12 protein-coding genes are annotated in these 13,986 nt (G+C 68.1%); 7 read left to right on the top strand and 5 right to left on the bottom strand.

Annotated features, from left to right (window positions below; all coding sequences use genetic code 11):
- Nucleotides 1-72 precede the first annotated feature (72 nt).
- Both ACQEV1_RS01835 and ACQEV1_RS01830 read left to right on the top strand, forming a co-directional pair.
- The gene (locus ACQEV1_RS01835; RefSeq protein ID WP_285628893.1) at nucleotides 73-441 is read left to right on the top strand and encodes a hypothetical protein; all 369 of its coding nucleotides are present in this window, start codon (nucleotides 73-75) and stop codon (nucleotides 439-441) included.
- A gap of 69 nt (nucleotides 442-510) precedes the next feature.
- Nucleotides 511-1,266: a deoxyribonuclease IV gene (locus ACQEV1_RS01830; RefSeq protein WP_285628895.1), complete on the top strand. Its 756-nt coding sequence runs from the start codon at nucleotides 511-513 to the stop codon at nucleotides 1,264-1,266.
- Here ACQEV1_RS01830 and ACQEV1_RS01825 read toward each other — a convergent pair.
- The 5 genes from ACQEV1_RS01825 to ACQEV1_RS01805 all read right to left on the bottom strand — a co-directional run bounded on the left by ACQEV1_RS01825 (nucleotide 1,263) and on the right by ACQEV1_RS01805 (nucleotide 7,359).
- Complete coding sequence (locus ACQEV1_RS01825; protein WP_285628897.1) at nucleotides 1,263-1,694, bottom strand: barstar family protein; 432 nt, start codon at nucleotides 1,692-1,694, stop codon at nucleotides 1,263-1,265. The genes ACQEV1_RS01830 and ACQEV1_RS01825 overlap by 4 nt on opposite strands.
- A gap of 51 nt (nucleotides 1,695-1,745) precedes the next feature.
- Nucleotides 1,746-2,855, bottom strand: coding sequence for a mannosyltransferase family protein (locus ACQEV1_RS01820; protein ID WP_433390388.1), 1,110 nt, complete (start codon nucleotides 2,853-2,855; stop codon nucleotides 1,746-1,748).
- Nucleotides 2,856-4,277, bottom strand: coding sequence for a glycosyltransferase family 87 protein (locus ACQEV1_RS01815; protein WP_433390385.1), 1,422 nt, complete (start codon nucleotides 4,275-4,277; stop codon nucleotides 2,856-2,858).
- An 11-nt stretch (nucleotides 4,278-4,288) separates the two neighbouring features.
- Nucleotides 4,289-6,565: a transglycosylase domain-containing protein gene (locus ACQEV1_RS01810; protein ID WP_285628904.1), complete on the bottom strand. Its 2,277-nt coding sequence runs from the start codon at nucleotides 6,563-6,565 to the stop codon at nucleotides 4,289-4,291.
- Nucleotides 6,566-6,960: 395 nt separating this feature from the next.
- Nucleotides 6,961-7,359: a DUF5318 family protein gene (locus ACQEV1_RS01805; RefSeq protein ID WP_285628907.1), complete on the bottom strand. Its 399-nt coding sequence runs from the start codon at nucleotides 7,357-7,359 to the stop codon at nucleotides 6,961-6,963.
- A gap of 196 nt (nucleotides 7,360-7,555) precedes the next feature.
- On the opposite strand from ACQEV1_RS01805, the gene ACQEV1_RS01800 reads away from it, so the two are divergent.
- The 5 genes from ACQEV1_RS01800 to ACQEV1_RS01780 all read left to right on the top strand — a co-directional run bounded on the left by ACQEV1_RS01800 (nucleotide 7,556) and on the right by ACQEV1_RS01780 (nucleotide 13,980).
- The gene (locus tag ACQEV1_RS01800; RefSeq protein WP_285577282.1) at nucleotides 7,556-8,128 is read left to right on the top strand and encodes a PadR family transcriptional regulator; all 573 of its coding nucleotides are present in this window, start codon (nucleotides 7,556-7,558) and stop codon (nucleotides 8,126-8,128) included.
- Between the two features lie 47 nt (nucleotides 8,129-8,175).
- Complete coding sequence (locus tag ACQEV1_RS01795; protein WP_285628909.1) at nucleotides 8,176-9,255, top strand: inositol-3-phosphate synthase; 1,080 nt, start codon at nucleotides 8,176-8,178, stop codon at nucleotides 9,253-9,255.
- Nucleotides 9,256-9,833: 578 nt separating this feature from the next.
- Nucleotides 9,834-11,642 carry an ABC transporter substrate-binding protein gene (locus tag ACQEV1_RS01790; protein ID WP_285628912.1) on the top strand — a complete coding sequence of 603 codons (1,809 nt, stop codon included), beginning with the start codon at nucleotides 9,834-9,836 and terminating at the stop codon, nucleotides 11,640-11,642.
- 182 nt (nucleotides 11,643-11,824) lie between these two features.
- Complete coding sequence (locus ACQEV1_RS01785) at nucleotides 11,825-12,913, top strand: ABC transporter ATP-binding protein (protein WP_285628915.1); 1,089 nt, start codon at nucleotides 11,825-11,827, stop codon at nucleotides 12,911-12,913.
- The gene (locus tag ACQEV1_RS01780; protein ID WP_285628917.1) at nucleotides 12,910-13,980 is read left to right on the top strand and encodes an ABC transporter ATP-binding protein; all 1,071 of its coding nucleotides are present in this window, start codon (nucleotides 12,910-12,912) and stop codon (nucleotides 13,978-13,980) included. The genes ACQEV1_RS01785 and ACQEV1_RS01780 overlap by 4 nt, the downstream gene beginning before the upstream one ends.
- Nucleotides 13,981-13,986: the final 6 nt, after the last annotated feature.

Here is a 13,986-nt window from a genome sequence, read left to right as displayed (position 1 = left end):
CACACCGACATGGGCCCAGGCCACCGCGGGAATCACCCCGAAAACGGAGGAATCACGGGGGGAAAGAAAACCATGCGGAACGTTCTGTCGAGGCATCAACATCGGCGACCCCGCGACCACACCGCCGCGGACAACGGCGCCACCGACGTCCACACCCCCCACCAGCGGCCGGTGCACCACCGGGCCCACCCGCACGAGTACCAGCGCGAGGCGTCGCTCGCGTTCGTCACGATCGTCGGCGGGGTGATCGCGTTCGTGTGCGGCGCCGTGCATCCCACGCACTTCATCGCGGTCTGCGTCGGCATCGTGACCGTGGTCTTCGGCCTGTACTCCCAGCTGGTCTCGGCGACGACGGCCGAACGCTGGGTCAACGTCATCGGCCTCGGGCTGGCGTTCCTGGGCCTCGGACTCGGGCTCCGGCACGGCGGGTTCATGATCTGAGCGACCGTCCGGCGCTCCTCGCGGCAAGCATGGGGCTCCGGGCGGTCTCTTGCGCGTAGGCTCGTCGCCATGGTGCGTATCGGAGCCCACGTGGACCAGACCGACCCTCTCGCCTCCGCCGCCGCCAAGAAGGCGGAGGCCGTGCAGTTCTTCCTCGGCGACCCGCAGGGGTGGAAGGCCCCCGTGCTGCCGGAGAGTCACGAGGCGATCCGCGACTCCGACGTGGACGTCTACGTCCACGCTCCGTACGTCGTCAACGTCGCGACCTCGAACAACCGCATCCGGATCCCGAGCCGCAAGATCCTCGCCCAGCAGCTCGACGGCGCGGCGAAGATCGGCGCCAAGGGCCTGATCGTGCACGGCGGCCACGTGCTGAAGAAGGACGATCCGCAGGTCGGGTTCGACAACTGGCGCAAGGTCTTCGAGCGCATGGAGTGCCCCATTCCGGTGCTCATCGAGAACACCGCGGGCGGCGACAACGCCATGGCGCGCATGCTCGAACGCATCGCGCGGCTGTGGGACGCCCTCGACGGCTTCGACGTGGGCTTCTGCCTGGACACCTGCCACGCGCACGCGGCGGGCGAGGATCTGGCGGACATCGTCGACCGGGTCCGCGCGATCACCGGCCGGATCGACCTGGTGCACTGCAACGACAGCCGTGACGCCTTCGGCTCCGGCGCCGACCGGCACGCGAACCTCGGCGACGGCAAGATCGACCCCGACCTGATCCTGAAGGTCGTGCGCGAGGCCGGCGCGCCGGTCATCGTCGAGACGCCCGGCGACGGGCAGGCCGCCGACATCGCCTGGCTCCGCGACAACCTCTAGAGATCGCCGGCCCCGGGCTCGGCGGGCGACAGCAGCAGCACGGCCATCGGCGTGGCGGTGTCCCGCCAGTGGGCTACGGCGGTCTCGAAGACGTCCACGAGCGTACGGTGCGCGGCCGGGTCGGCGTCCGCGAGCTCGCCCCAGTGGTCGTACACCACGAGGTATCCGCAGTTCGCCGGCGTCCAGGACAGGTCGCGCAGGGAGTCCTGCAGCGCGTCCCAGTTGTGCCCGAAGTACGACGGCAGCGCGAACTCCTCGGCACACCGCGTCAGCAGCGTCCGCTTGTCGCGCACACCGGCGCCGTCGAGCCAGAACACCCGCCAGCCCGCGCGCTCGGCCTCGGTGACGCCGCGGGCCGCCTCACGCCGGTCGGCGGCCCACGAGTGCACGCCCGGTTTCCGGCGCCCGGTCAGCAGTTCCTCGATCATTCGCAGCTCCCTACCCCGATCATGCGCCCGCGGACGCCCGGTGCGGAAGCCTCAGCCGGCCCAGTGCCCGGAGGTGAACAGAATGACCTCCTCGGTGAGCAGCGGCACGAACACCACGATCACCACCAGGTACGCCGGCCACCGCAGCCTGCCGATGCCCAGCCACAGCGGCCACCACAGCAGCGCCGCCCGTCCGATCGACAGGTAGAAGGCCGAGGTCAGGAGTGAGGCGAGCGGGAGCCCGACATAGACCGCCTCCGACCAGCGGCGCCGGGCCAGCAGCCAGCAGGTCAGGGCGACGCCCACGATCGCCGCGACGATCTCCACCCGGAAGGCCCCGGTGAACTCGTTGTGGTCCCCGAACGCCGCCTGCCACGTCGTACGGAACGCGTCCCATGGCCAGGCCATCGACCGGCCCCAGCCCTCCTGCTGGGCGTGCTGCCACGCCAGCCAGTCACCCGTACGCCGCCACTGGTAGAGCGCGTAGGCGGCCACGGGTGTGAACGGCAGCACGAGCCACGGTGTCAGCCGCCATCGCCGGTCCGCCACGAGGAACTCCACGATCAGCGCCGCCGCGAGGAAGATCCCGGTGACGCGTACGCACGTCGCCCCCATCGCGCACAGGACGGCCGGCTCCCAGCGGCGCTGCCGGGCCAGCAGCCAGGCGGGCACCGCGAAGGCCAGGAACAGCGCCTCGGAGTACCCCGCGAACAGGAACACCGCGTACGGGCTGAGCAGCAACGCCACCACGGCCTTCGCGTCCCCGCCCGTGAGGCGGGCGAGACGGGCGAGGGCGACCATCGCCACCGCCCCGGCCACGAGGCTGATCAGCAGCGCCGACAGCTCCCAGCTCGGGACCACGTAGTGGACGGCGCGGATCAGGATCGGCAGGCCGGGGAAGAACGCCGGCAGCCCCGCGTCCTGCGGCTGGCTCGGATCGCCCCGGTAGCCGTACTTGGCGATCTCGATGAACAGGTCGACGTCCCACTGCGTCCACCGGTCGAGGAAGGAGTCCTTCAGGTCCCCGTACGACCAGTAGGCCGCGACCGCGACGGAGAGGACGAGCACGCCCAGGCGGGTGCCGGCCCACGCGCCCAGCGCGGCGCGGTCGGTACCGACGGCGGAGATGAGGCCGGCGCCCTTACCCGTGCGAACGGCCACTCATGCTGCCTGGGATGCCGGACGCCGGAGCAGCACGAACCGGTCCTCCGCACCGTCGAGGACACCGCCGGCCGGGTCGTCGACGCCGTCGCGGCGTACGACGTCGAGCCGCGGGACCAGGATGTCGACGACGACGAGCGCGGCGAGCAGCAGGACGGTGAGGAACCGCGCGAGCAGGGCGATGTAGTACACGTTGTCGTTGATGCCGCCGGCGGGCGCGTGCCCGGACAGCACCGCCGACAGCGTGTCGGACAGTCCCATTCCCGGCTGCTCCAGCGATCCGGCCATCAGGTACCACCAGATGCCGAAGAAGTAGACGATCTCTCCGGCCTGCCACAGCAGGTAGGCGGGCAGCTTGGGCCGGGCCAGCGCGATGACGGGCAGCAGCCAGAGGACGTACTGCGGCGACCACACCTTGTTGGTGAGCAGGAACGCCGCCAGCACGAGGAACAGCACCTGCGGCAGCCGGGGCCGTCGCGGCGCGAGCAGCACGAGCAGGGCGATGAGCAGCGCCAGCACCGCGAACCCGGCCTCGCCCATGAGGTTCAGCGTCGGCACGTTGTCGACGGAGGACATGCCCTTGCGCCCGGCCATGAAGAAGATCGATCCCCAGTCGACCGGGCGCTCCTGGTTGAAGGTGTAGAAGCGGCTCCAGCTGTCGAAGGCCGCGAGCATGATCGGCACGTTCACGACGAGCCAGGCGATGACCGCCCCCGCGAGCATGCGGCCGAACTCCCGCCACCGGCCGGCGCGCAGGCACAGCAGGAACAGCGGGCCGAGGAACAGCAGCGGATAGAACTTGGCGGCCACACCGAGGCCGAGCAGCACGCCCGCGGTGGCGTGGTGCCGCCGCGCCCAGGCCGTGACCGCCAGCGCGGACAGCGCGACGGCGAGCAGGTCCCAGTTGATGTACGCCGACAGCAGCAGCGCGGGCGAGGCGGCGACGAGCAGGCCGGCGCGCAGGCCGTGCCGCCCCGCGGCGTACGCGGTGGCGATGACGGTGACGACGGCGCAGAGGATGAGCGCCACGGCCGTCAGGTCGTAGAACCACATGCCGCGCGAGACGGCGTCCGGGCCGCCGAACCAGCGGGAGATCACGGCCATGACGTGCATGAACCCGCCGGTGAGCACGGGGTACTCGACCGGCTCAGGGATCTTGTCGAGATAGGGGATCTTGCCGTCGGCGAGGCCGCGCCCGAAGTAGAGCGGATAGATGTCGGTGTAACAGGCGTTGCGCACCGTCGGCACGAAGTCGAAGCCGACGCCACGGCAGGGCATCTTCTGCAGGTACCCCAGGACCGAGACGACGACGGTCGTGGCGAACAGCGCGGGCACCGCGTGCCATGGTCCGGTGCGTACGGCGGCGGGGCCGGAGGAGCGCGCGACTCCTCCGGCCCCGTCGGTGACCTGGGGCTCCTGCATGAACCGTCAGACTATTCGTCGTCGATCGGCCGCGCGGCGCGGCCGTTCGTGTCCTGCCCGTCTCCGCCCCCGCCCTTGCCCGGTGGCGTGTGGCAGCCCGTGAGCGGGTTACAGGTCGGCGTCGTCGGAGGCGTGCTGTCCGGACACTGCGGCCGGTTCGGGTGCATGGTGCAGTCCGGGTTCTGGCCGCCGCCGTCATCGGGCTTGCAGTGGTCCCTCATCGGGTTCTGGTTCGGCAGGCAGGTCGGCGTCGGGGTGTCCGACGGGGTCGGGTCCGGGCTCGGCTTCGGCGTGGCGAAGGCCTGGTCGTCGCCGACGTACGCCGGCGGCGGGAACGTCGTGGCCTCCTTGCCCTGCAGCACGGCGCTCATGTAGTCGTGCCAGATCCGCGCCGGGAAGTCACCACCGTTGACCCTCGGGATACCGCCGATGCCCACCATCGGCAGGTAGCGGCCGGCGCGCTTGTGCTTGCCCTTGGTGATCGCATCGTCGTATCGCCACATCCCGACCGAGGTCACCAGTTGCTTCGGGGTGAAGCCGTTGAACCAGGCGGCCTTGTTCTCGTTCGTGGTACCGGTCTTGCCGGCGACCTGCCGGCCGGGCAGCGCGGCCCGGAAGCCGGTGCCGCCCGTCTTGACCACGGACTGCATGGCGTACTGAGTGTCGTGCGCGACGTCGGCGTCGAACGCCCGCCTGTGCTCGACGTTCTTCCACTTCGACTGCATGTACGGATGACTCTGGGAGTCCAGAACCCGGCGGATGGTGTGCGGGCGGATGTACTCGCCGTCGTTGGCCATCGTGGCGTACCCGGTCGCCTGGTCCAGCACGGTCATCGAGGACTGGCCCAGGAAGAAACCGGCCTGGCCGACGTGCGGCTTCATGGCTTCGTCGGGCAACCCGGCCTTCTCCGCGAGGCTCTCGACGTTGTCGGAGCCGGCCTTGAAGCCGAGTGGTACGTAGACCGTGTTGTAGGACATCTGGGTCGCCGTGACGAGGTCGACGATCGGGTTCGTGGGGTTGCCCTCGTCGTTGTGCACCTGGAACGCGTCGCCGCCCTGCGACACGCGGTCTCCCTTGGTGTCGATCCACGCGGGCGCGCTCGCGTCGAACCGGCTCTTGAGCCCGATGCCCTGGCTCAGCGCGGTGGCGAGCACGTACGGCTTGAAGCCCGAACCGACCTGGGCCGTCGACTGGAAGGCGTCGTCGAAGTAGCGCTTGAGGTAGTCCTTGCCGCCGTACGCCGCCTTGATCTCCCCGTTCTTGGGATCGATCGTGACAAGACCGACACGGGTGTCGCTGGGCAGGTGGTTGGCGGTGAGGGTGCGCTCCACGACCGTCTTGGCCTTCGCCTGCATGCCCTGGTCCCACGTGGTGTAGATCTTCAGGCCCTTGGTCTGCAGGTCCGCCTCGGAGATACCCATGTTGCGCATGACGTTCTTCGTGCGCTGGATCAGGTAACCCCTCTGGCCGGCGTAGGTCTGGGCCTCCTTGTACTTGATCGTCATCGCCGGACGGTCTTTGTACTTGGCGTAGTCCTGCGGGGACAGCTGGCCCATCTTGACCATGCCGTTGAGAACGAAGTTGTAGCGGCCGACGGCGTCGGCGCGCTTCTTGCCCGTGCTGCGCGGGTCGTAGTACGAGGTCCCCGAGCCGTCGTCCGGTTCTTTGATCGCTGCCGCGAGGACGGCCGCCTGCTGGATCGTCAGGTTTTTGGCGGGCACGCCGTAGTACGCCTGGGCCGCGGCCTCGATGCCGTTCGCGCCGCGTCCGAAGTAAATCGTGTTGAGGTAGTTCTGCAGGATCGTCTTCTTGTCCTGCTGCTTGCCGACCTTGACGGCGATGAACAACTCCTTGAACTTACGCGTGATCGTGCGCTGCTGGTTCAAGTAGGCGTTCTTGACGTACTGCTGAGTGATGGTCGAGCCACCCTGCGTGTCACCGCCGGACAGGTTGTTGACCATGGCACGGGCGATGCCGGTCGGGGAGATCGCCGACTCGGAGTAGAACTTGCGGTCCTCCGCGGCCAGCGCGGCGTTCTGCATGGCCGGCGAGATCTGGTCGAACTGGACGATCGTCCGCGAAGACCCGATCTTACCCAGCACGGTCTTGCCGTCGCTGTAGTAGATCGTCGAGCCCTGGATCGTCGCGTCGGAGTTCACCTTGGGCACCTTGACCATCGCGTACGCGACCCCGACCATGCAGATCGAGGCGAGCGTGCCGATGCCCATGACGCCGAGGACGACCTTCCACGACGGCATGAACCGCCGCCAGCCCTCTTTCTCCGGCACCCTGCCGCGGGGCCCGCGACGGCCTCCGTCGCCGCCACCACCGCCGGCGCGCCGGCGACCGGGACCACCCGGGCCGCCCGAGCCTCCGCCCGGGCCTCCGGGACCGCCTGGACGGCGCGGAGGGCCACCGGGGCGGCGCTGCTGGCCCCCGTAGCGTTCGACGCCGCCCTGCGGCGAGCCGCTGGGCAGCGACGGTCGATCCGACCGTCCGACCGGCGTCTGCGGCCGGGTCGGCGGGGTGGGCCTCTGGTTTCCCCGTTGCCCGTACTCTGGCCCGTAATCGCTTCCGTAACTCACGCGACCTCGTTCACTGGGGTACGGCGTACATCCGTCCGACAGTACTGGGGCGGGCAGGCATACGAGACCGCCTGTGGGGTTTCCGCGCCGGAACGCGGCTACGTGCGTGCGGTCCTACCTTCGCCCGAGCTGGTCTCCCCATGTCCAAGTACGTACGAAAGAGTCAAGTGGTTCCAGCCACAACTTTGGCATACTTCGACCACATACGCCCGGAACTCTCCGAATTCGCGGGCCATCTGCTGGAGCTCCGGAGTGGCCTTGACCCGGCCGGCGTAGCGGCCCAGCTGGTCACCATAGACGTACGTCACATGGGTGAGCCGCTCCTTCTGGCAGACGGGACACTCCTTGTCGGTCGGCTCCCCGTGGTACTTGGCGGCCCTCAGCAGGTACGGGTGCGCGTCGCAGGCGTCGTCGACGGTCAGCCCGCCGGAGAACAGGTCGGACAGAGTGGCCCGCCGGGCGAGCCCGTAGTCGACGACCATTCGCTGCGACCACATGCCAGCAGAGTACGACGTCCCGCAAGGGTCGCCCCAGCCTCTGGCTCGCGCCCTCACCGGTTTCACCGGAAGCCCCGGCACGCGGGCGCTTGCGACCGTCCATCCGCCGCCGTATCGTTCTGATGTATCGGTTCGATACATTCGAGCGATACATCGAGGCGAGTGGTCGGACGGAAGTGGCCGAACGGAGGGGCGCATGAGAGGCAAGGGTGGCGAGCTCGAGCTCGCCGTGCTCGGGCTGCTCCACGAGTCTCCGATGCACGGCTACGAGCTGCGCAAGCGGCTCAACGCCCTGCTCGGCATGTTCCGTGCCTTCTCCTACGGCTCGCTCTACCCCTGCCTGAAGCAGTTGCTCGCGCAGAGGTTGATCATCGAGGACGACCAGGAGCCCGCGGCGGTCCGGCCGGCCGCGACCCGCCGCTCGAAGATCGTGTACAAGCTCACCGCCGAAGGAAAGGAGCGCCTGCAGGAGCTCCTCTCCGAGGCGGGCCCCGCCTCCTGGGAGGACGAGGGCTTCGGAGTGCATTTCGCCTTCTTCGCTCACACCCGCGCCGACGTACGGCTGCGGATTCTCGAAGGCCGGCGCAGCCGCCTCGAGGAGCGGCTGGAGGGCGTACGCGCGGCGCTGGCCCGGACTCGGGAGCGAGTCGACAACTACACGCTCGAGCTGCAACAGCACGGGCTGGAGTCGGTCGAGCGCGAGGTCCGGTGGCTCAACGAGCTGATCGGGCGCGAGCGCGCACAGCAACAAGAAGAAGAGAACCGCTGAGAGACGCGAGCGCGTCCCGGCATCAAGAGAAAAAAGGAGCACCCCGCATGGGTTCAGTGCGCGTCGCCATTGTCGGTGTAGGCAACTGCGCGAGCTCGCTCGTCCAGGGAGTCGAGTACTACAAGGACGCCTCGCCCGACATCCGCGTCCCCGGCCTGATGCACGTCCAGTTCGGCGACTACCACGTCGGTGACGTGGAGTTCGTCGCCGCGTTCGACGTGGACGCCAAGAAGGTCGGCCGTGACCTGTCCGAGGCGATCGTGGCCAGCGAGAACAACACGATCAAGATCTGCGACGTCCCGCCGTCCGGCGTGACCGTGCAGCGCGGCCACACCTTCGACGGTCTCGGCGAGTACTACCGCGAGATCATCCAGGAGTCCGACGAGACGCCGGTGGACGTCGTGCAGGTGCTCAAGGACACCCGGGCCGACGTGCTCGTGTCGTACCTGCCGGTGGGCTCCGAGGAGGCCGACCGCTTCTACGCACAGGCCGCCATCGACGCCAAGGTCGCGTTCGTCAACGCGCTGCCGGTGTTCATCGCCAGCGACCCCGCCTGGGCCCAGAAGTTCACCGACGCCGGCGTCCCGATCGTGGGTGACGACATCAAGTCCCAGGTGGGCGCCACCATCACGCACCGCGTGATGGCCCGCCTGTTCGAGGAGCGCGGGGTCGAGCTGCTGCGCACGTACCAGCTCAACTTCGGCGGCAACATGGACTTCATGAACATGCTGGAGCGCAAGCGCCTCCAGTCCAAGAAGATCTCCAAGACCCAGTCGGTCACCTCGCAGATCCCGCACGAGATGGCAAAGGCCGACGTGCACATCGGCCCGTCCGACCACGTGCCGTGGCTCGATGACCGCAAGTGGGCCTACGTCCGCCTCGAGGGCAAGTCCTTCGGTGACACGCCGCTGAACCTGGAGTACAAGCTCGAGGTCTGGGACTCCCCGAACTCCGCCGGCGTCATCATCGACGCCGTGCGCGCCGCGAAGATCGCCATGGACCGCGGCATCGGCGGCCCGATCCTGTCGGCGAGCTCCTACTTCATGAAGTCGCCGCCCGTCCAGTACAACGACGACGAGGCCCACAAGGCCGTCGAGGACTTCATCTCCGGCAAGGTGGAGCGGTAGCGAGGAGCTACCGCGACCGGCGGCACGAGCGGTAGCGAGGAGCTACCGCGACCGGCGGCACGAGCGGTAACGCTAACTGGCGGTAGCCACGAGGGCGAGCGGAGAGTCACCACCGCCGAGGATGTGAGTGGTGGCGCCGCGCGACACACGAGGAGGCCCGTACGCGATCCGCGTACGGGCCTCCTGATGTCCGCGTTCTGGGACGACCGGCCTACAATCCCCTTGATGGACGGCCGTGACCTGCTAGAACGCCAGGGCGTATTCCAGGCGCTCACAGCATCGGCCGCCTGTCGCGACGGGAATGCGAGAGAGGAAAGGCCTCGACCGGAGCGGATACGCCGACCAAGACTCCCCCAACATTTTGCGACACGTAGCGCGATGCCCCATTAACGGTGTGTCGTCACGTTGTCACGGGCTTGTCTCGCGATCTGAACGGTTGAGTAACCAGTCCCACTCTTTACCAATCTGAGCTGGACAGTGACTCCGGCTCAGGGTGTTCTCGCACCTTGAGGCGTGCCTGCCCCGGCATGCTTTGACCCCATAGCGTAAGACGGCCGCAAGGCCGGAGGAGGGCGTACATGACTGGTAGAACGACGGGGCTAAAGGCAGCAGCCGCCATCGGCGTGCTCGCTGTCGGCCTTGCCGCCTGCGGCGGTGGGAGCGGCGGCAGCGGCGGCTCGGATGACGGCAAGCCCAAGAAGGGCGGCACGCTGAAGCTCGTCGGTGCCGGCGGTCAGGACAACCTGGACCCGACCAGTGCCTACAGCACGACGTCGAGCGCCCTCCAGCGGACTTACGCGCGCCAGCTGTTCGCCTACCCGGCATCGAAGGACCCCAAGGCCGCCAGCACCCCGGTGCCGGACGCCGCGGCCGAGATGCCGACCATGGACAACGGCGGCATCAGCAAGGACGGGCTGACCTACAAGATCAAGGTCCGTCAGGGCATCATGTGGGACACGCAGCCGGCGCGGCCGATGGTCGCCGGTGACTTCGTGCGGGCCTTCAAGCACATGTGCAACCCGGCCTCCCCGGTCGGTGCGCCGAACTACTACGTGCCCAACATCAAGGGCATGCAGGCGTACTGCGACCCGTACCTGAAGAACAAGAAGCTCCAGCAGGACACGAAGGGGATGGAGGACTACGAGAACAGCCACGACATCTCCGGTGTCAAGGCGCTCGACGACTACACCATCCAGTTCACGCTGACCAAGCCCGCCTCGGACTTCATCAGCCTGCTGGGCATGACCTTCGCCTCGGCCGTGCCGGTGGAGTACTACAAGTACGTGCCGAACACCCCGGATGAGTTCCGGCACCTGGTGTCGGCCGGCCCGTACAAGATCACGGTGTTCAACCCCGGCAAGCAGATAGTGCTGGAGAAGAACACGAACTGGAAGCAGGACAGCGACCCGCTGCGCCACCAGTACGTGGACCGCATCGAGGTCACCGAGGGCCAGGAGTCGCCCGAGACCGTCCAGCAGCAGCTCGAGGGCGGCAACGCCGACATCTCCCTCGACCAGCCGGTGCCGGCGTCGGCGCTCGGTCGCCTCGCGAAGAGCAACGACCCGAACCTGACGGTCAACGGCCCGCCGATCTCCAACCCGTACCTGGTGTTCAACTTCAAGAGCCCGAACGCCAACAAGGCGATGTCGAAGCTCAAGGTGCGGCAGGCGATCGAGTACGCCATCAACAAGGTGGCGCTGGCCCGCATCTACGGCGGCCCGAAGTACAACACGCCGCTGAACACCGTCATCCCGCCGGACAGCGTCGGCTACCAGGACTACAACCTGTACCCGACGAACGGCAGCCAGGGTGACCCGGCCAAGTGCAAGTCGATGCTCGCCGAGGCCGGCTACCCGAACGGCTTCAAGATCAAGGCCGCCTACCGCCAGGCGGGCAACCACCCGGCGATCTTCCAGAGCTACGCGCAGGACATGAAGGCGTGTGGCATCACCGTCGAGGGCGTGCCGGTTCCGCAGGCCGACTTCTACACGCAGTTCCTGCAGAAGACGGACAACACGACCGCCGGCAAGTGGGACGTCGCCGCCCCGGGCTGGGTGCCCGACTGGTTCGGCAACAACGGCCGCGCGGTCGTCTCCCCGCTGTTCGACGGCCGCAACTGGGCCGACGGCACCTCGAACTACGGTGACTACGACAGCCCCATCACCAACGGTCTCATCGACAAGGCCCTCACGGCCAAGACGGTGGACGAGGCCTCGAACTACTGGCACCAGGCCGACCAGCAGATCATGAAGGACGCGGCCATCGTGCCCTTCATGGCGCAGAAGACCCCGTGGTACCACTCCTCGCGGGTCAAGGGCGCCACGTGGCTGCCGATCGCTCAGCAGTTCGACTACACCAACCTGTGGCTCAGCGGTAGCGGTAGCTGACGCACCACAGCGAGATGGCGGCCGGGCGCGTCGGTGACGGCGAGCCCGGCCGCAGTGCTGTACGACGGCTCCAACGAAGTGGGGTCTCGTACTCGCCAGACGGTGATGTCGCAGGCAGAGCCGTTATCAGGTAGACATGCTGTGGCTCTTAGATGAGGCGCTAGTTTTTCGAAGGGGAGGACATGAGCCTTCTCGAGGTTCGAGACCTAAAGGTCTCTTTCGACACATCTGACGGATTGGTCCAGGCCGTCCGCGGAGTGTCGTTCACCGTCGAGCGAGGAAAGACACTTGGGATCGTCGGTGAGTCCGGATCCGGGAAAAGCGTCTCTACCCAGACGCTCCTCGGCCTGACGGCAGGCGCTCTGATCGATGGGGAGGCCCTCTTCGAGGGCCAGGACCTTCTGGCCATGACCGACGAGCAGCTTCGTCGCGTCCGTGGCAAGGAGATCGCGATGATCTTCCAGGATCCCCTGTCGAGCCTGCACCCGCTCTACAAAGTGGGCAAGCAGATCGCCGAGATGATCCGGCAGCACGAACCGGACGTCAACAAGGCGCAGGCCCGCAAGCGGGCGATCGAGCTGCTCGGCATGGTCGGCATTCCCGAGCCCGGCCAGCGCGTCGACGACTACCCGCACCAGTTCTCCGGCGGCATGCGTCAGCGCGCGATGATCGCGATGTCTCTCGCGCTCAACCCGAAGCTCATCGTCGCGGACGAGCCGACCACCGCGCTCGACGCCACCGTGCAGGCCCAGATCCTCGACCTCATGCTGCGGCTGCAGCGCGAGTTCGACACCGCGCTCATCATGATCACGCACGACCTCGGTGTGATCGCCGACCTCGCCGACGACGTGCTGGTGATGTACGGCGGCAAACCGGTCGAGCACGCGGACCGGCGGTCGCTCTACTACCGCCCCCACCACCCGTACACCAAGGGCCTGCTGGAGTCGATCCCCGGGTCGACCGGCGCCAAGACGCGGCTCAAGCCCATCGGCGGGCAGCCGCCCTCGCTCATCAACCTCCCGACCGGATGCGCGTTCCACCCCAGGTGCGAATACGTCATGGACCGTTGCGTCACGGAGGAGCCGCTCCTGGCGGCCGTGGGTGACAAGGACGGCTTCCCGGATCTCGGCCACACCTCCGCGTGCTGGCTGCCCAAGGAGGCCGCCGGGCTCGACGCGGAGGCCGAGAACCTGCGGCAGGAGGCCGTCGCGCTCGGCCGTTCGGCAGATTCGCCCGCAGCTACCGTCGTGGACGCCGGGGAGGCCCAGTGACACAGGACGCGGACGTCCTCGTCGAGATCGACGACGTCTACAAGCACTTTCCGATCAAGCAGGGGATCATCTTCAAGCGCGAGGTCGCCCGCGTACACGCGGTCGACGGCGTCAGCCTGCAGATCCGGCGCGGCGAGACGGTCGGCATCGTGGGCGAGAGCGGCTGTGGCAAGTCGACTCTCGCCCGTTGCATCACCGGCCTGCATCCCATCACCGGGGGCCGGATCGTCTTCGACGGCCAGGACATCTCCCGGATGCGCGGAAAGCAGCTCAAGCCGTTCCGCCGCGACGTGCAGATGATCTTCCAGGACCCGTACGGCTCGCTGAACCCGCGCCGCCGGGTGGGCGCGATCATCGGTGACCCGTTCGACATCCACGGCATCGCGTCGGGCGCCGACCGCAAGAAGCGCGTCCAGGAGCTGATGGAGCTCGTCGGCCTGAACCCCGAGCACTACAACCGGTTCCCGGCGGAGTTCTCCGGCGGGCAGCGGCAGCGCATCGGCATCGCGCGGGCGCTGGCCCTCAAGCCGAAGCTGATCGTCTGCGACGAGCCGGTCTCCGCGCTCGACGTGTCGATCCAGGCCCAGGTCATCAACCTGCTGAAGGACCTGCAGGAAGAGCTCGGCCTGACGTACGTCTTCATCGCCCACGACCTGTCGGTCGTGCGTTACGTCAGCGACCGGGTCGCGGTGATGTACCTCGGCAAGATCGCTGAGTACGCCGAGGGCGAGGACCTGTACGAGAAGCCGCGGCACCCGTACACCAACGCCCTGCTGTCCGCCGCCTCGATCGCCGACCCCGACGCCGCCGAGCGCCGGGAGCGCATCGTCCTGACCGGCGACGTGCCGTCGCCGATCCGGCCGCCGTCCGGCTGCCGGTTCCACCCGCGCTGCCCGAAGGCGCAGGAGAACTGCATCGAGCTCGAACCCGAGCTCATCGTTCGGGACGGCGACGCGGCCGGGCACGAGACCGCCTGTCACTACCCCGTCGATCCCGCCGAGAGCCTCGCCACCGAGCACGCGGCGATCGAGCAGTTGTCCACCGAGCCCACGCTCCCGAGTGCATAGGTATCG

The organism is Actinoallomurus sp. CA-142502 (genome assembly GCF_050936355.1).
Lineage (GTDB): Bacteria > Actinomycetota > Actinomycetes > Streptosporangiales > Streptosporangiaceae > Actinoallomurus > Actinoallomurus iriomotensis.
Note: the sequence above shows the minus strand (reverse complement) of the source record. Positions and strands in the feature narration are given on the sequence as shown.